Source organism: Peribacillus simplex (assembly GCF_001542915.1).
In the GTDB taxonomy this organism is placed as follows: domain Bacteria; phylum Bacillota; class Bacilli; order Bacillales; family DSM-1321; genus Peribacillus; species Peribacillus simplex_B.
Genome location: NZ_LNNH01000055.1, coordinates 217,610 through 235,098, shown reverse-complemented (window position 1 = coordinate 235,098; position 17,489 = coordinate 217,610). Strand labels below are relative to the sequence as shown.

Sequence of the window (17,489 nt, the reverse complement as noted above, 5' to 3'; positions counted from 1 at the left end):
AACTTCCATTGAACAAGAACGTATATTCGGTTAAAGTAATGAGTATAATATAAGCGAACATATATTCTTGTTAGAGCGGATGGATGATGGATGATGGATTATGGGACGATGCCGAACCACTCAATTATGTGTATCGATATGAAGAGCTTTTATGCAAGCTGTTCAGCGGTCATGCTTGGTTTGAATCCGCTTGAGTGTTATCTGGCGGTGGTTGGTGATTTGCAAAGGACGGGGAGCATCGTGCTTGCTGCTTCCCCAAAGATGAAGAAGGAATTTGGCATCAAAACGGGTTCGCGGATGTTTGAGATTCCGAATGATCCAAGGATTGTCGTCGTTGAACCGAAAATGGCAACCTATTTAAGGGTCTCGACGGAAATCACCCGGCTGTTCAACCGTTATGTGCCCAAAGAAGCGATTCATGTATATAGCGTGGATGAAAGTTTTGTGAAAGTCGATGGGGCGGCTTCTTTATGGGGAGATGCCCGGATGATAGCTGGAAAAATAAGAGATGAAATCGAAAGGGAATTACAGCTTCCCTGCGCCATTGGAATTGGTCCGAACATGCTTATGGCTAAGCTTTGCTTGGATTTAGAAGCCAAGCATGAAGGGATTGCCGAATGGAAGTATGAGGATGTGCCAAACAAGCTTTGGCCGATTTCCCCGCTTCGTGAAATGTGGGGCATCGGCAGGCGTTTGGAAAAAACCCTTCATGGAATGGGGATATTTACGGTTGGGCAGCTGGCCAATTATGATCTTGAATTACTTGAAGCGAAGTTTGGCATTATGGGCAATCAGCTTTACCACCATGCGTGGGGAATAGATTTATCGGATATGGGGGCACCGATTATCGAGGGACAGGTGAGCTTTGGCAAAAGCCAGATTCTGCTGCGGGATTACAAGGAAGAGCATGAAATCAAGCAGGTGATGCTGGAGATTTGCGAAGAAGTCGGAAGAAGGGCACGCACCCATCACAAGGCAGGCAGGACGGTCAGCCTGGGCATTGGTTACAGCAAGGATGAATTTGGCGGGGGGTTCCAGCGCTCCCGTTCAATAAGTGAACCGACCAACATTACGATGGAGCTGTATAAAGTTTGCCTGGAGCTTTTCCGTGAAAACTATACCAAGCAAAAAACGGTTCGGAGTATAGCGGTCACACTCTCGAATATTGTCGACGATAACGAGATGCAGCTGACTTTATTTGATATGTCGCGCTGGAAAAAGCGGGAGCTTAGTTACACGGTCGATCGAATTCGCCATAAATATGGGTCGAAAGCGTTATTGCGTGCCGTTTCGTATACAGAAGCGGGTACAGCCGTTTACCGAAGCAGGCTGCTTGGCGGACATAAAGCGTGAGGCTGGAATTTTGAAGGGAGAGGAAAAGGATGATTCGTGATCGAGGCCGTATCAAATGGACATCGATGATGCTGCCGGAGCATGTGAAAATGCTGCGGGATTGGGCGGGGGAGGATGGTTATGAAGCGAAGCGCACCCTTGATGAGCAGCAGCTGGAGGAAATGAATGCCGTGATGGGGGAGGCGATGGAGGGGAGAAAGGATGTCACGATTGCTCATTATGAAGGAAGCCGGTATCAGCTGTTAATTGGCCGGATCCATTATTATAATGAACTCAGTCAAAAACTCCATATCGTCGATCATTTCCAGCAGGCCCACTATATCAAGCTTTCTGATATAGCGGATGTGAGGATAATGGAAGGCTGAGGCGGAGGGACCACCTCTTTTAGAAGGAGGCAAATCGCTTGAAACAAAACAAATCGGCAATCCAAGAACATCAGTGGAGCAGGCAGATTCGTTAACAGCGGCGTTTTTATCGTTTATAATGGGGGCAGGCAAAGACATCGGGAGGCATGTAACATGTATATTGAATGGACGGAAAGAGCGGCAGGGAAAATAGCCGATAAGCTAGAGGGACAAAAAGGACATTTACAGTTGAAATATGACACGGATGGCTGCGGCTGCGTTGTAAGCGGTGTGACGGCGTTATGGCTAGTCAACGAAGCGGAGGAAGGGACCGAAAAGGTGGAAACGAACGGTATCCCTCTATTCGTGGAAACATCAAAAATGATTTTTCTCGATGAAAGCATGAAAATAGACTTTGTACCGGAAGCGAACAGTTTTCAGTTGAAAAGTCCGAATCAAATCTTGAATCCTAGAATGAGCTTTTTTAACAAAATGTAAATGAAGAAAAGAGGGAGGATTAGATCCCCTCTGTTTCCTTTCTCTTTTTCAGACAAGTTTCTAGAAACTGATCGATTTGAGCTTCATATTCTTGCGGATTCTCATTATAAGATTGAGCATGGGCCCCTTTTTTAGCGATGTACAGCTGCTTTGGGCCCTCTTTTGCTGCATATAATTCCATCGTCATCGAAACGGGAATGAAGGTGTCCTTTTCACTGTGAATGAAGAGCACTGGGCTGCGGATGTTTTTAATATACTTGATCGGGGACACTTCATTGGTCCAATATCCGTCCCGGAGTTTGATGAACATACGTCCAAGCGGAAATACGGTCCATGAAGGAATGGGGATTTCCGCCTTGAGCTGATGATGAATCTGATCCTCGAAAGTTGAAAATGGACAGTCGGCAATGTAAAAGTCAGCGCCATCTTCCAGCATCCCGGCATATAACAGCAAGGTTGCGGCCCCCATGGACTCCCCGTGAATGCCGATGGTAAGGTCACGGCCTTTACGCCGCTTCAATTCATCGATTACGGCCTTCAGGTCGAGCTTTTCATAATGTCCATAGCTGCTCGTCTTGCCGCCGGAATCCCCGTGGCGACGGTGATCATAAATGATGGCATTAAAGCCCCGCTTAAGAAAAATATTCATATACTTAATCGAATTGACTTTATTTTCCGTCACACCGTGGGAAATGACAACCCACTGATTGGTTTCATGCGGTTCGACAAACAAGCATTTCAATGCATAGCCCGAGGGTGAGGATACCCAGATTTCCGTTTTAGGCAGATTATCAAAATCCTCCCTGATCAGGCGTTTGGCCAGGATTTCCCGGTTTTGGATAAAAGCATCTTCCTTTTTTTTCATGTACATGATCCGATTGGAGAAATAAAGGCCTACGCCGATGATATAAGTTAGAATTCCAACTAATGCAAGCCACCATTTTTTCATGAAGGATCCCCCTCGTTTGATTTTCTTTATTTTACCATGAGGGAAATGGGAAAACACGGTTTGAAAACCGTAACGGGAAAAACGGCAATCATGATATAATCAGGTCATAATAAGGGCTAGGAGGTTTTAAGGATGAAAAAGAAACAGCCACGTAAGCAAAATCCGAGTAAAAACCAAGAGAAAGATTCATCATTGAAACTTGGCGATATGCTCAATCAGGATATCATGTCCCAGCTTCGTCAAAAGCAAAAAGAACTGAACGAGGCGGAAGTTGAGAAAAAGGCCGCTGAAGAAGAAAAGAAACGCGCAGAAAGAAAGCAGCGGGAGAAAAATAAATCATTCGAAGAGCTATTGGGTGAAAGCAATTTGAACTGGAAGAATTATAAATAAAGAACAAAACGGAGTGAAGGATGGGGCTGTTCCTATTTTCGGGATTATTTATAACGGAGAGCTGCCTTTCATCCATCCGGATATTCCTTTATTTTATACAGCAGAACGATTATAGTAAAGATAAGTTCCGATGAAGATCGGACTGACTAAGACTAGCTGGTGATATGATGCAAAACAAACTGGAAAATGTGCTTGAAAATCAATTATGTTTCCTGCTTTATGCAAGCTCAAGGGAAATGACGAAAAAATATAAACCGCTGCTGGATAAACTTGATGTGACGTATCCTCAATATCTCGTCCTTCTCCTGCTGTGGGAACAGGATACACTCACGGTCAAAAAATTAGGGGAACTGCTTGCCCTTGATTCAGGAACGCTTACCCCGATGTTGAAACGAATGGAGCAGAATGATTTGATTGTCCGTGAACGTTCCACCCAAGATGAGCGTTCCGTGATGATTTTGCTGACGGAAAAGGGACGCGGCTTGCAGGCAGAGGCCTGCTTCATTCCCGATCGCATTTCAGCTATATCAGGCGAAGATAAGCGGGTGGTCGAAGATTTGAAAGCTTCGTTGCTGCATCTGCTGAAAACTTTACAGCAATTTTAAAGAAAAAACGCTTTGGGTGAGATTTCACCCGAAGCGTTTTTGTTGTTGGTGGATATTCATTAATCTACATCGATCTCAATGGCGACGTCGACATTGCCATTGATTGCTTTTGAATAAGGACACATTTGATGTGCTTTATGAACAAGGGCTTCGAACGTCTCTTTATCGATGCCCGACCCTTTCACAGCCAAAGTGACAGCCAAGCTGTACTGATGCATCTCACCCATCAATAAACTGACGCTCGCAGTGACCTTTGAAGCGAATGAAACACGTTCGACTTTCCCGACTGATTGCAACGCACTATCGAAGCATGCTGCATACCCAGCAGCAAAAAGCTGCTCCGGATTGGATGCTTCAGGCATCTGTTTGGCCCTCGGTGTTCCCGGCATCGCGATATCAACCGTAAAGTTACCATCCGCAGAAATGGCCGTTCCTTCTCTTCCGCCGTCAACCGTTACAGATGTAGTGAATAAGGTTTTAGTCATTGTCATTCTCCTTGATTTTTGTATTTTAAATTGTGTACAACTGAATTGTACAACATATATTTGGGGATGGCAACAAAAAAGATTGATTCAATGACTGGGCGTGACCCCATCGTTTCCGGACAGGTTAGAAAAAAATAATATTGTTGAAACTGCAGGGCGGGCAATCCGAAAGCAAACGGAAACAGGCTGCCCCCTCCCGCTGGTTAAACGTGGATGGGGCAGCCTGTTTCCGTTTAGTTCACGATTTCATCTATCAATCTCGATGGCTTTCATATCGGCTCGCTTTGGTCAGCTGCTTCAAGATGTCAAGCTCGGTTTTTGACAAGGAAGGGCTGCTGGCGGCCCGGCAGTTTTCACGGAGCTGCTTTACTGAGCTTGCTCCCGGGACAACGGTAGCGACGCTTGGGTGTGACAATATATATTGAAGCGCCGTTTCATTTAATTTCCGGTCAGAAAGCTTGTCCTTTAATTGCGGAAGCAAATCTTTCAGTTCGTGATAGCTATAATCAAGATATCCATCCTCATGTGCTTTTTCGAGCATTTTCTCGCTAAGCAGGCCTTTGGCAAGGGGGCCTCGTGCGATGATGCTGATCTGTTTGCTTGCCAAAAGGGACATCCACTCTTCAGGGCGGCGGTCAAGCAGGCTGTACTGCATCATTACGGAATCAAGCTCGGACTTTTCAGTGAATTCCTTGATCACGTTCGGGCGGATCGAGGAGATGCCATAATGACGAATATAGCCTTCCTTTTTTAGCTCTTCAAACGCTTCTACCGTTTCTTCGATATTATCTGCGAGAGTTCCTCCATGTAGCTGGTAAAGATCGATGTAATCCGTTCCGAGCCGCTTTAAGCTATCTTTTACAGCTGTTTTGATATAGGCGGCAGAAGGGTCCCAAGACCAGGAATCCTTATTTTCATTCCAACGGTTTCCGACCTTGGTGGCTATGTATACCTGTTCGCGAACCGCCTTTACATTCCTTCCGACGATTTCTTCATTCACACCGAAATCATACAGATCTGCGGTATCAAAATAATTGATCCCTTCATCTAAAGCGGCTTGGATGATTCCGGATGCCTGTTTTTCATCAGTCCCCAATGACATGCATCCGAGCCCAATTTCAGAAACGAGCAACTCAGAATGACCAAGTCTGCGTTTTTTCATAGTATCCACACTCCCTTTACGTTCATTGTAAAGGAGAATTCCATTTCACTCAAAGAATTCACTTGATTCTTTTTAAAGGAGTTTGGGGAACCTGATGGTGTATGTCGGCAATCCAATCATTGATATAGACATATTGATCTTGCAATTGTTTTAGCTTTTGCAGGATTTCCCAGCTTTTACCGGATAAAGTAACGCTTTTTTCCAACACATAAATCTTCATTAAATCGCCCTCCATCTCTAGTATGGTAAAATGTATGAGAAATCATGCTGCAATTAGAACAGAGGAGTGTTCAGGATGAAAAAATTTGAAGAAAAAACGCTGTCATCGGAAAAAATCTTCACAGGAAGGGTAATCAGCCTGCAAGTGGATAAGGTGGAGCTTCCCGATGGGAAAACAGGTAAACGTGAAATAGTCAAACATCCGGGCGCCGTTGCGATCATAGCCCTTACGGATGAAAATAAAATCATCATGGTTGAACAGTATCGTAAAGCGCTGGAAAGAAGCTTGATAGAAATCCCTGCCGGAAAGCTTGAAAAAGGAGAGGAACCGGTTCTATCAGCAGAACGGGAGCTGGAAGAAGAGACAGGTTATGAATGCGAAAAAATGGAGCATATCATCTCTTTTTACACATCGCCAGGCTTTGCTGATGAATTGGTCCATCTGTATGTGGCCCATAATTTGAAGAAGAAAGAAAATGCGGCACCGCTGGATGAAGATGAATTTGTCGAGCTGATCGAACTTACGCTGGAGGAAGCCCAAAATTATTTACTGGAAGGAAAAATCCAGGATGCCAAGACGGCATATGCCGTTCAGTATCTGTTGCTGAAAAAGGCGATGACTTCATAAATGAAAGAGTTTTACGCTGACCTCCATATCCATATAGGCAGGACGGGAAGCGGGAAGGCCGTGAAAATAACCGGTGCTAAAACGTTGACCTTCAGCAACGTCCTGCAGGTGGCAAGTGAGAGGAAGGGCCTTGATTTAATCGGGATCATTGATTGCCATTCGCCGGAAATCATCGAAGAGATAGAAGCGGCGATTGTGGATGGGGAAATCATCGAGAAGCGTGAAGGCGGTCTCCTGTACCGGAATACGACGGTCATTCCCGGCTCGGAGATTGAAATTTATGATCAACATTGCAATGGACCGATCCATGTTCTTGCCTATTTCCCCAGCTTAACGGCGATGAAGGAATTCTCCGCATGGATGAGCGGCCATGTTAAAAACATTACATTAAGTTCGCAAAGGATTTATTGTGATGGCAGGACGCTGCAAAAAATCGTAAAGTCACTCGGCGGTCTGTTCATCCCAGCCCATGTTTTCACCCCATTTAAAAGCTTATATGGAAAAGGGGTGCGATTCAGTCTGACGGAAGTATTCGATCCAAGGCTGATTGATGCCATCGAGCTTGGTCTAAGCTCGGATACAGAAATGGTCGAGGATATCGCGGAGCTGGAGTCCTATCCCTTCGTGACGAACTCCGATGCGCATTCGCTTGGGAAAATCGCTCGGGAATATCAAAAAATCCAGCTCAAGGAACCAACCTTCGCTGAGCTGGAAAAAGCGCTTCGAGAAGAGGGGAATCGTAAAGTCCTCGCCAATTATGGTTTGAACCCTCTATTGGGGAAATATCATAAAACCGTATGTTCAGCATGTTTCCACGAGGTATTGAACGGAAATGGGCCATGTAGCGAATGCGGAAATGAATCAATCATAAAAGGAGTATCTTCCCGCATCAAGGAACTGTCCATGTCAAAAGTGGATGGAGGATGCAAAAGGGAAAGACCGCCGTATATCCATCAAGTGCCACTCGACTTCATCCCTGGACTTGGACCAAAAGCCATGGAGAAACTGCTGGAGGCGTTTGGAACGGAAATGAACATCCTTCATGGAGCTACGCTCGAACAGCTTAAGGAAATCGTCTCCGATAAGCTGGCAGGCTACATCAATGCAGCCGGGAAAGGGACGCTAATCTTGGAAGCGGGGGGCGGAGGAAAGTACGGAAAGGTCAAAAAGGAAAGCTGAAGGGTTAAGGGCAAAACCAACCTGATGAGATGCTGTCTGTCTAGTGCAGGCGGCATCTTTTTTTAAGATTCCGGAGCTAGAGCCACGAGAAACATTTTCTTCTTATAAATAAACGGACCCTGCAGGATAGACTTTTTTAAAAGTGTCCATTCCATAGGGTCCATGTTAAGCTGTCAGGGTTAGTTAATTTGTCGTTTTGGCATAGATCGAGGTGCTCCGCAATTCCTTGCCATCTGCACTGAGGCTATCATTTTGCAAGATTCCTTCAAGCGTATACCCCAGCTTCTCGGGAATGCGTGCGCTGGCAATATTATTGGGATCACAGCGAATTTCAACTCGCTTGGCTCCATAATGGTAAAAAGCGAACTTCGTCAACTTTTCTATCGCCTCCGTAATGTACCCTTTTTTACTGTACCTCGTATCAATCCAATAGCCGATTTCAAATTTAGGAATATCCCAATCAATTCGGTGCAGGCCGGTGGAACCGATGAACTGGTCGTCTTCCTTCCTATAAATAAGCAGCCGGATATCCTCTTTTAAAATAAAGTCCGCTAAGGATTTCAGGATGTTCCGCTCGGAAATTTCCGCTGAGGCCTCCTGATGGGCAAATGGGAGCCATTGTTTAAGTTCATGTTCAGAATGAATAATGGCTTCGTAAACATCAAGGCCATCGCCTGGCTGGCATGGCCTTAAATATAATCGCGGGGTTTCGATTTTTTCTGGGAAATCCATCAATATCGCTTTCATAACGTACCTCCATCCAATGATTATGGGAAATTATAACACAAATTCCAGTTCAAGTGTTCGCTTGCAGCGAAAGTTTTCTTGGCATAAATGAGAGAGTGAAAACATAGATTCTAGTAAGCGGAGTTGGGAGGATGAAAGATGAAAAAAAAATCTGTCGTACAAAATGCCGTAATGAAACATATTAACGAACATTCCTCATTATATGTCTTTATCACTGTGCTTTTTTTGATGGGTGTCATTTTTGGAGCGGTGCTGGTGAATAGTTTGAGCTTTACCCAAAAGGAGGACTTGTTCTATTATTTATCGCAATTCTTCGGACAAGTATCCAAAGGTGAATTTGCCTCTTCGCATGATATGTTCAGCCAAAGTATCATGCATAATATAAGATATATCGGCTTCATTTGGATACTAGGAATTTCCGTCATCGGCTTGCCGGTCATTTTGGTATTGTTATTCATAAAAGGAATGGTAGTCGGATTCACAGTCGGTTTTTTGGTCAACCAAATGGGATGGAGTGGGTTCTTATTATCTTTCGTCTCCATTCTGCCCCAAAATATCTTCATCGTGCCGATCTTCATCGTGATAACGGTCCTTGCCGTGTCACTATCGATGAAAATGATCAGCCGGATTTTCCTTAAGCAGGTTCGTGAGCCGCTTAAGCCAATCATATCAAGGTATATTTTCTCATTGGTCCTGGCTGGTTTGTTTTTGGTAACAGCTGCAGCATTTGAAGCGTACCTATCACCTTCCTTGATGAAAAATGTCGTGAGTTTATTGGGGCACTGACGGAAATTTGCCTTTATCGCAAATTTTTTTATCATTAACAAGAAATCTATTTTGACAGTTTTCCCTCATTTGATATAATGGATAAGATAGCGGCGCGGGAGGGAATATTAGGTATGGAAATAGAAAACAGAATCGATAGGATAAAAAAGCAGTTGCACTCGTCCAGCTACAAATTGACGCCTCAGCGAGAAGCGACCGTCCGCGTTTTACTTGAGCACGAAGAGGATCATTTAAGCGCAGAAGACGTTTACCTCCTTGTCAAAGAAAAGTCGCCGGAAATTGGATTGGCAACAGTATACCGTACGCTAGAGTTGCTGACTGAATTGAAAATAGTGGATAAAATTAACTTTGGAGACGGGGTTTCCCGTTATGATTTAAGACAAGAAGGAGCTGCGCATTTCCATCATCATCTTGTTTGTGTGGAATGCGGTGCAGTGGATGAGATCCAGGAAGACTTACTTGAAGACGTGGAATCCATCGTGGAACGCGATTGGAACTTCAAGATAAAAGATCATAGATTAACCTTTCATGGCATTTGTCATCGCTGTCATGATAAACAAGAAAATAAAGGTGAATGAAGACAGACCTTTTCCATTTACTGGAGAAGGTTTTCTGCGTTTTAAAAAGACCCGAAACCTGTAACGGGCAAGTGGATGTCCGCAAAGGAGAGGCGTTTTTTTCCTTCTCCCCATCGAAACACGTATAAAACTTGTCCTGTTGGGCATAGATTGATACAAGGGATCGAATGGGAGGGGAAAGATGATGAAAACATCATTATCGCTTGTTTTACATACGGCTAAAGTGATGGTGCTCTTCGTAAGCTTCACTGTCCTTTTTTATATAGGGATGGTATGGTTAAATCAGGAATACCAAAGTTATCATCGTTATGACGAACCGAAAGGGATGGCCGTGAAAGTATCGAAGGCCGTCGACACGGGTGATGATGCATGGCTGGAACGGTTAATGCTGTTTTATTTAAACGGGGAGTGACTATGGAAAATCAAATCAGGGATTTCATTCATTTTTTAACGATTGAAAAAGGTCTTGCCAAGAATACGCTCGTTTCCTATGAGCGCGATTTAAGATCGTATTGGAAGTATCTGATGGAAGTTGAATCCATCGGTGACTGGAACGGTTCACGGCGTGTGAATATCCTGCATTTTCTCATTCATTTGAAGGACCAAGGGAAATCATCGAAAACGGTTGCTCGCCATATTGCCTCGATTCGGTCTTTTCATCAATTCCTTCTGAGGGAAAAAGTGACCGATCAGGACCCGTCGATACATATAGATACACCGAAACCGGAGCGTACCCTGCCGAAAGTGCTGAGCATGGAAGAGGTTGAAGCGTTATTGGAAGCCCCGAAAGCGATGGACGAATTCGGCTTGCGCGATAAGGCGATGCTTGAATTGATGTATGCGACGGGAATGCGGGTCAGTGAGCTGATATCGTTGGATGTGAGTGATGTTCATGCTTCGATGGGGTTTGTCCGTTGTGTCGGGAAAGGAAATAAAGAGAGGATCATCCCGATTGGACAAACGGCATTGGGAGCCATTGAACATTATTTAAAGAGTTCCCGAGGAAAATTGGCAAGCCTAAAGCACAGGACGGATTCACTTTTTTTGAATCATCATGGCAACAGGCTGACACGACAGGGGTTTTGGAAGATTCTAAAGAAACTTGTAAAATCGGCCCATATAGAAAAAGAAATCACACCGCATACGCTCAGGCATTCCTTTGCGACCCATTTATTGATGAATGGTGCTGATTTACGAGCCGTCCAGGAGATGCTGGGACATGCGGATATTTCGACAACGCAAATTTATACACATATTAGTAACGTTCGCATCAAGGATGTGTATTCAAAATTCCATCCGCGGGCATAATAGAATGGTAGAATGATAGAGCGGTTGCTTCCTTCCTGCAGATCAGGGAGGGGAGCGGCCTTTTTATGGTAAGTGCGAGTAGCGAAAATCCGGCTGGGAATTCCTGCTCATGCCTATCAACACTTCGTTGTTTTTTTGAAATATATTATTTGTCTCCATCTAGGTAATCGTTTACAATATAGAGAGGTCAGACTTCTGACGTTCTCGCGATTTGATTTTTTTACAGAGTAACTAAGCTGGATAAGGGTAATATAAAGAGTATAAAAAGCGATTTACTATTTTAGGAGGAATGAGCATGGAAGGGAATTCAGCTTTTAAACGTATATTTGTAGTGGTCATGGATTCGGTTGGAATCGGCGAAGCACCCGATGCGGATTTATTCGGCGATAAAGGGTCCGATACACTCGGGCATATTGCAGAAGAAATGAATGGGCTGCACATGCCGAATCTGGCAAAACTCGGTTTAGGCAATATCCGTGAAATAAAAGGGATAGATAAAGCTCAGCAACCTCTCGCATACTATACGAAAATGAAAGAAGCATCAACGGGAAAAGATACGATGACCGGGCATTGGGAAATCATGGGGCTGAACATCTCCACGCCATTCCGTGTGTTTCCAAACGGATTTCCTGAATTGTTGGTCAATGAACTTGAAGCGAAAATGGGCCGTGGAATTATAGGAAACGTCCCAGCAAGCGGAACGGAAATCATGGAAAGGCTTGGCGAAGAGCATATGAAGACGGGCGCATTGATTGTTTATACATCAGCTGATTCCGTTTTGCAGATCGCTGCACATGAAGATATCGTTCCGATTGAAGAATTATACAAGATTTGTGAAATTGCACGTGAAGTGACAATGGCTGATGAGTACAAGGTCGGACGCGTGATCGCGAGACCTTTCACTGGGGAACCGGGCAGCTTCAAAAGGACGTCTAATCGTCATGATTATGCATTGAAGCCTTTTAATCGGACAGTGATGGATGAATTGAAGGATTCGGGATTCGATGTTCTTGCCATTGGGAAAATCTCGGATATTTTTGATGGGGAAGGCGTAACTGAATCACTGAGGACCGTATCCAATATGGACGGAATGGACAAATTGATCCAAACGATAGACCAGGACTTCAGGGGACTGAGCTTCCTTAACCTAGTCGACTTCGATGCTTTATACGGCCACCGTCGCGATCCGGAGGGATACGGTAAGGCATTGGAAGAATTCGACGCCAGGATGCCGGAAGTCCTTGAAAAGCTGAAAGAGGATGACTTATTGATCATCACTGCCGATCATGGTAATGACCCTGTGCATGAAGGAACCGATCATACACGTGAATATGTGCCATTACTGGTCTATTCCAAACGATTTAAAGAAGGAACCGAGCTTCCAATAAGAGATACATTTGCAGATATCGGGGCGACAGTTTCTGCTAATTTCGATGTGAAAATGCCTGCCTTCGGGAAAAGTATATTGGGCGATTTAAAATAAGGGGGAGAGAAATAGATGTTCAATAAAATAGAGACAGCTGCAGCATTCATAAAAAATAAGATAGAAGGCTCTCCGGAAATAGGACTGATACTTGGTTCCGGACTGGGAGTATTGGCAGATGAAATAGAAAATCCGATCACGATTCCTTACCATGATATCCCGGAGTTTCCGGTATCGACTGTTGAAGGACACGCAGGTCAGCTTGTCATTGGCCAACTAAGCGGTAAAAAAGTGGTGGCGATGCAAGGTCGTTTTCATTTTTATGAAGGCTACTCAATGGAGAAGGTCACCTTCCCTGTACGTGTAATGAAACTTCTCGGTGTGAAGCAGTTAATCGTAACGAACGCTGCCGGAAGTGTTAATGAAAGCTTCGCACCAGGAGATTTGATGCTCATTACCGATCATATCAATTTTATGGGGACAAACCCGCTGATCGGCCCTAATGAAGATCGTTTCGGGCCTAGGTTCCCTGATATGTCTGAAGCTTATAATAAAGACCTACGGGCTAAAGCGAAAAAAATCGCATCTTCACTTGGCATGGATATTAAGGAAGGCGTCTATGTGGGGAATTCAGGGCCGACCTATGAAACACCGGCAGAAGTGAAAATGGCAAGGATCCTTGGAGGGGATGCTGTTGGCATGTCCACTGTTCCCGAAGTCATCGTGGCTAGACATAGTGACATGAAAGTTCTCGGAATTTCATGCATAACCAACATGGCCGCAGGCATTCTGGATCAGCCGTTGTCACATGAAGAGGTAATCGAAACGACTGAAAAGGTGAAAAGCAGTTTTCTGGAATTTGTTAAGCAAATCGTTAAGGACATATAAACCGATCAAAAAAAATACAAGTGCACCCGAGAACGGCGGTGCCTTTAAGAAGTGGGGATTCTAATATGAGAATGGTAGACTTAATTGAGAAAAAACGTGATGGAAAGGCCCTTTCAACAGAGGAAATCCAGTTCATTATCAAAGGCTTCACGGATGGAACGATTCCTGATTACCAAATGAGTGCTTGGTCAATGGCCGTTTATTTCAAAGGAATGAATGAGCAGGAGCGCGCTGATTTAACGATGGCAATGGTCGAGTCGGGTGATCAAATTGATTTATCGATGATTGAAGGGATCAAGGTCGATAAACATTCTACAGGCGGTGTTGGCGATACGACGACACTAGTGCTTGGACCATTGGTCGCTGCGGTAGGTGTTCCCGTTGCAAAAATGTCAGGCCGAGGTCTTGGCCACACGGGCGGCACGATCGATAAGTTGGAGTCTGTTTCGGGTTTTCATGTAGAAATTGAAAATGATGAATTCATTCGACTTGTGAATAAAAACAAAATCGCAGTCATCGGACAAAGCGGGAACTTGACCCCGGCCGATAAAAAACTGTATGCCTTGCGCGATGTAACGGCCACCGTCAATAGCATCGGTTTGATTGCCGGCTCGATCATGAGCAAGAAAATAGCTGCCGGTGCCGATGCAATTGTACTGGATGTTAAAACGGGAGCAGGCGCTTTCATGAAAACCCTTGCAGATTCGGAAGAATTGGCGCATGCGATGGTGAGTATCGGGAACAACGTCGGAAGAAATACGATGGCAGTCATTTCCGACATGAGCCAACCGCTTGGATATGCTATCGGAAATGCCCTGGAAGTGAAGGAAGCGATCGATACGCTTAAAGGAGAAGGACCGGAGGATTTAACGGAACTTTCTTTAACACTGGGAAGCCATATGGTATACCTAGCAAAAAAAGCAAGCTCATTGAAAGAGGCAAGAACATTGCTTGAAAATGCAATCAAAGATGGATCTGCACTTAACTCGTTCAAGATATTCTTGGAAGCGCAGGGTGGCGATGGATCGGTTGTCGATCATCCGGAAAAACTTCCGCAGGCGTCTTATACCTTTGAGCTGGAAGCGAAAGAGGACGGATATGTATCGGAAATCATCGCTGACGAAGTGGGGACGGCAGCCATGCTGTTAGGCGCAGGCCGGGCGACGAAAGAATCGGAAATCGATTTGGCAGTCGGGCTTGTACTCCGTAAAAAAATTGGGGAAACCGTGGCAAAAGGTGAATCCCTTGTAACGATTTACAGCAACTTTGAAGATGTTTCAAAAGTGAAGGAAAAATTGTATGAAAGCATTGCGGTTTCAAAAGCGAAAGTTGAAAAACCGACATTGATTTATAAAGAAATTATGGAATAAGAACATTTGCCAAAATGTCACTGTAGACAAACTCGATAACCATTGAGTTTGTCTACAGTTTTTTTAGATTTTGGATTTAATGCCCCTTTGCTCGACCACTAGGACGGATCCCGACAAAGTTTAAAGAATCTAAACGTAGACCGTTTCATTGCACTGCAGGCGTTCCCTTTCCGCGGGCGGTCCGTGAGCCTCCTCGGCTTTCAGCCTGCGGGGTCTCACGTAGACACGCATATCCCGCAGGAGTCTCCCGCCTTCCGTTCCATTCCACTCTGCTTGACCACTAGGACGAATCCCGATTGTACAAAGTTTGGATAATCTGAACTAGACCGTTTCATTGCACTGCAGGCGTTCCTTTTCCGCGGGCGGTCCGTGAGCCTCCTCGGCTTTCAGCCTGCGGGGTCTCACGTAGACACGCATATCCCGCAGGAGTCTCCCGTCTTCCGTTCCATTCCACTCTGCTTGACCACTAGGACGGATCCCGATTGTACAAAGTTTGGATAATCTGAACTAGACCGTTTCATTGCACTGCAGGCGTTCCTTTTCCCGCGGGCGGTCCGTGAGCCTCCTCGGCTTTCAGCCTGCGGGGTCTCGCGTAGACACGCATATCCCGCAGGAGTCTCCCGCCTTCCGTTCCATTCCACTCTGCTTGACCACTAGGACGGATCCCGATTGTACAAAGTTTGGATAATCTGAACTAGACCGTTTCATTGCACTGCAGGCGTTCCCTTTCCGCGGGCGGTCCGTGACCTCCTCGGCGTTTGCGCCTGGGTACCACATAGACATGCATATCCCTCAGGAGTTCTGCGCACCCGTTCCATTTCACTCTGTGTGACCATGTAAATGGAATCAGGTTGGCGCAAAATTGTTGGCGAGAAACGGTACAAAAAGCATGTAAAAAGCTTGATTTTTATAAGAATGCGCCTCAAGTTCTAGGCAAAGTTAAACTCGCGAGTAAAAGTGCCGAACTGGCTAATAACGCTCCGAACTGGTGAAAGAACGCATCAACTCGAGCCAAATTCGATAATAATGCGCAAGGAGCAGTCAAGAAACGATCGCAATTGTGTGTGAAAAGCGCGAAATTCACGAAAAACGGCCTCGAATTCCATGCAAAACCCGGGTTCGTGAGTAACTTGTACCTTAGACCGCCTCATACCACTGTGTGTGACCAACCACGAAGATGGAATCCATATTACCGACAGTTGGAGATCTGGACTCAACCGTTTCATTTTACTTCTGGAGCCGCTTATCCAGAGTCGGTCGGAGTGAGCAGAGGGGAACATATGCATACTCTTTTATCTTATGTGTCTGTTGAAAATTCAAAATTGATCTTTATTTGTATAAAAATGGGTTTTGTGGAAAAAATAAAAGATATAAAGATTGGAGGGTATGGAGATGAAGCGGGTTCTTTCTCTATTTTTAACGGTATTAATCGCAATAAGTTTTGGCATCCCACATACAAAGGCAGCGGAAAATAAAGGTGTGGACTTGGCAGCGAATGCTAAATCCGCTATTTTGATTGAACGGGATACAGGTACTGTTCTATATGATAAAAATTCGGATGTTCGTCTTTCACCAGCAAGCATGACGAAAATCATGACGATGCTGCTGATCATGGAAGCGATCGATAAAGGCGAGCTTAGCATGAAGGAAAAAATCAGGACGAGCGAGTATGCAGCATCGATGGGGGGATCCCAAATTTTCCTCGAGCCAGGTGAAGAAATGACCACAGAGCACATGCTTAAAGGCATTTCGATTGGTTCGGCGAATGACGCATCGGTGGCGATGGCTGAACACCTTGCCGGTTCGGAAGAAGAATTCGTTAAGAAAATGAATGAAAAGGCAAAAGAACTTGGTTTAAAAAATACAAAGTTCCAAAACGCAACAGGCCTTCCGGTTAAGGATCATTACAGTTCCGCCCATGATATGTCGATCATGGCGAAGGAGCTATTGAAATACGATACGATTACAAGGTTCACGGGTACATATGAAGATTATCTCCGTGAAAATACGGAAAAGAAATTCTGGCTTGTGAACACGAACAGATTGGTGAAATTTTACCCAGGCGTGGATGGCCTGAAGACAGGATTCACGAATGAAGCGAAGTACTGTTTAACAGCAACGGCAAAAAAGGGGAATATGCGCGTCATTGCCGTCGTATTCGGAGCTGCTTCCCCAAAGGAACGGAATGCACAGGTTACGAAGATGCTGGATTACGCATTTTCACAATACATCACCTATCCGATTTATAAGCGCGGAGAGGTGCTAGGGGAAACGAAGGTAAGTAAAGGCAATGAGAAATCTGTTGTTGGTGTGACAAGCGAGCCTATTTCAGTTTTGACGGCCAAGAACGGAACGGCCAAGGACTTCACTAAAAAAATCACACTTAATAAAGATTTGAAAGCTCCGATTCAAAAGGGTGATGAAATCGGGACGCTTGAATTGAAGAAAAACGGAAAGGTATATGTAAAATCGCCAATTGTTGCGAAGAAAACGGTTAAAAATGCGAGCTGGTGGCAACTGTACAAACGTGCTTTCGGCATGTTTACCCAAGCCAAATAAGAAAAATGTCGCAATGGC

20 protein-coding genes are annotated in these 17,489 nt (G+C 44.9%); 15 read left to right on the top strand and 5 right to left on the bottom strand.

Features of this window, described 5'->3' with window-relative positions; genetic code table 11:
* Nucleotides 1–90 precede the first annotated feature (90 nt).
* The 3 genes from AS888_RS22800 to AS888_RS22790 all read left to right on the top strand — a co-directional run bounded on the left by AS888_RS22800 (nucleotide 91) and on the right by AS888_RS22790 (nucleotide 2,195).
* On the top strand, nucleotides 91–1,353 hold the full coding sequence (locus AS888_RS22800) for a Y-family DNA polymerase (RefSeq protein WP_061144362.1): 1,263 nt from the start codon (nucleotides 91–93) through the stop codon (nucleotides 1,351–1,353).
* Nucleotides 1,354–1,382: 29 nt separating this feature from the next.
* On the top strand, nucleotides 1,383–1,718 hold the full coding sequence (locus AS888_RS22795) for a YolD-like family protein (RefSeq protein WP_061144361.1): 336 nt from the start codon (nucleotides 1,383–1,385) through the stop codon (nucleotides 1,716–1,718).
* Nucleotides 1,719–1,871: 153 nt separating this feature from the next.
* Complete coding sequence (locus AS888_RS22790; protein WP_061144360.1) at nucleotides 1,872–2,195, top strand: iron-sulfur cluster biosynthesis family protein; 324 nt, start codon at nucleotides 1,872–1,874, stop codon at nucleotides 2,193–2,195.
* A 19-nt stretch (nucleotides 2,196–2,214) separates the two neighbouring features.
* Here the strand turns inward: AS888_RS22790 and AS888_RS22785 are convergent, their stop codons facing one another.
* Nucleotides 2,215–3,144, bottom strand: coding sequence for an alpha/beta hydrolase (locus AS888_RS22785; RefSeq protein WP_061144359.1), 930 nt, complete (start codon nucleotides 3,142–3,144; stop codon nucleotides 2,215–2,217).
* Nucleotides 3,145–3,276: 132 nt separating this feature from the next.
* On the opposite strand from AS888_RS22785, the gene AS888_RS22780 reads away from it, so the two are divergent.
* Together AS888_RS22780 and AS888_RS22775 are read left to right on the top strand one after the other, a co-directional pair.
* On the top strand, nucleotides 3,277–3,534 hold the full coding sequence (locus AS888_RS22780) for a YqkE family protein (protein ID WP_061144358.1): 258 nt from the start codon (nucleotides 3,277–3,279) through the stop codon (nucleotides 3,532–3,534).
* Nucleotides 3,535–3,698: 164 nt separating this feature from the next.
* On the top strand, nucleotides 3,699–4,139 hold the full coding sequence (locus AS888_RS22775) for a MarR family winged helix-turn-helix transcriptional regulator (RefSeq protein WP_397252421.1): 441 nt from the start codon (nucleotides 3,699–3,701) through the stop codon (nucleotides 4,137–4,139).
* A gap of 59 nt (nucleotides 4,140–4,198) precedes the next feature.
* On the opposite strand, the gene AS888_RS22770 is transcribed toward AS888_RS22775, so the two are convergent.
* From AS888_RS22770 to mciZ, 3 genes are all read right to left on the bottom strand, one after another.
* Nucleotides 4,199–4,624 (bottom strand): Ohr family peroxiredoxin, encoded by a 426-nt coding sequence (locus tag AS888_RS22770; protein WP_061144356.1) that lies wholly within the window; start codon nucleotides 4,622–4,624, stop codon nucleotides 4,199–4,201.
* 253 nt (nucleotides 4,625–4,877) lie between these two features.
* A complete protein-coding gene (locus tag AS888_RS22765) occupies nucleotides 4,878–5,786 on the bottom strand; it encodes an aldo/keto reductase (protein WP_061144355.1) in 909 nt (302 codons plus the stop codon).
* 58 nt (nucleotides 5,787–5,844) lie between these two features.
* Nucleotides 5,845–6,006, bottom strand: coding sequence for a Z-ring formation inhibitor MciZ (gene mciZ / locus AS888_RS25370; protein ID WP_081092573.1), 162 nt, complete (start codon nucleotides 6,004–6,006; stop codon nucleotides 5,845–5,847).
* A 75-nt stretch (nucleotides 6,007–6,081) separates the two neighbouring features.
* Between mciZ and AS888_RS22760 the strand changes: the two genes are divergently transcribed.
* A complete protein-coding gene (locus tag AS888_RS22760; protein WP_061144354.1) occupies nucleotides 6,082–6,633 on the top strand; it encodes an NUDIX hydrolase in 552 nt (183 codons plus the stop codon).
* A complete protein-coding gene (locus AS888_RS22755; RefSeq protein ID WP_061144353.1) occupies nucleotides 6,634–7,812 on the top strand; it encodes an endonuclease Q family protein in 1,179 nt (392 codons plus the stop codon).
* A 183-nt stretch (nucleotides 7,813–7,995) separates the two neighbouring features.
* Here AS888_RS22755 and AS888_RS22750 read toward each other — a convergent pair whose 3' ends face one another.
* On the bottom strand, nucleotides 7,996–8,559 hold the full coding sequence (locus AS888_RS22750; protein WP_061144352.1) for a GNAT family N-acetyltransferase: 564 nt from the start codon (nucleotides 8,557–8,559) through the stop codon (nucleotides 7,996–7,998).
* Nucleotides 8,560–8,697: 138 nt separating this feature from the next.
* Here AS888_RS22750 and spoIIM point away from each other — a divergent pair, with 138 nt between their 5' ends.
* The 8 genes from spoIIM (at nucleotide 8,698) to AS888_RS22710 (ending at nucleotide 17,471) form a co-directional block, all read left to right on the top strand.
* A complete protein-coding gene (gene spoIIM / locus AS888_RS22745; RefSeq protein WP_061144351.1) occupies nucleotides 8,698–9,345 on the top strand; it encodes a stage II sporulation protein M in 648 nt (215 codons plus the stop codon).
* Between the two features lie 119 nt (nucleotides 9,346–9,464).
* On the top strand, nucleotides 9,465–9,923 hold the full coding sequence (fur, locus tag AS888_RS22740; RefSeq protein ID WP_061144437.1) for a ferric iron uptake transcriptional regulator: 459 nt from the start codon (nucleotides 9,465–9,467) through the stop codon (nucleotides 9,921–9,923).
* 184 nt (nucleotides 9,924–10,107) lie between these two features.
* Nucleotides 10,108–10,335, top strand: a complete 228-nt coding sequence (locus AS888_RS22735) for a YqzK family protein (RefSeq protein ID WP_057914302.1) — start codon at nucleotides 10,108–10,110, stop codon at nucleotides 10,333–10,335.
* A 2-nt stretch (nucleotides 10,336–10,337) separates the two neighbouring features.
* On the top strand, nucleotides 10,338–11,231 hold the full coding sequence (xerD, locus tag AS888_RS22730; protein ID WP_061144350.1) for a site-specific tyrosine recombinase XerD: 894 nt from the start codon (nucleotides 10,338–10,340) through the stop codon (nucleotides 11,229–11,231).
* Between the two features lie 295 nt (nucleotides 11,232–11,526).
* Nucleotides 11,527–12,714, top strand: a complete 1,188-nt coding sequence (gene deoB / locus AS888_RS22725; protein ID WP_061144349.1) for a phosphopentomutase — start codon at nucleotides 11,527–11,529, stop codon at nucleotides 12,712–12,714.
* Between the two features lie 15 nt (nucleotides 12,715–12,729).
* Nucleotides 12,730–13,542, top strand: coding sequence for a purine-nucleoside phosphorylase (locus AS888_RS22720; RefSeq protein ID WP_061144348.1), 813 nt, complete (start codon nucleotides 12,730–12,732; stop codon nucleotides 13,540–13,542).
* Between the two features lie 65 nt (nucleotides 13,543–13,607).
* Nucleotides 13,608–14,912: a pyrimidine-nucleoside phosphorylase gene (locus AS888_RS22715; RefSeq protein WP_061144347.1), complete on the top strand. Its 1,305-nt coding sequence runs from the start codon at nucleotides 13,608–13,610 to the stop codon at nucleotides 14,910–14,912.
* A 1,392-nt stretch (nucleotides 14,913–16,304) separates the two neighbouring features.
* Nucleotides 16,305–17,471, top strand: coding sequence for a D-alanyl-D-alanine carboxypeptidase family protein (locus tag AS888_RS22710; RefSeq protein ID WP_061144346.1), 1,167 nt, complete (start codon nucleotides 16,305–16,307; stop codon nucleotides 17,469–17,471).
* The last annotated feature ends 18 nt before the right edge of the window (nucleotides 17,472–17,489 follow it).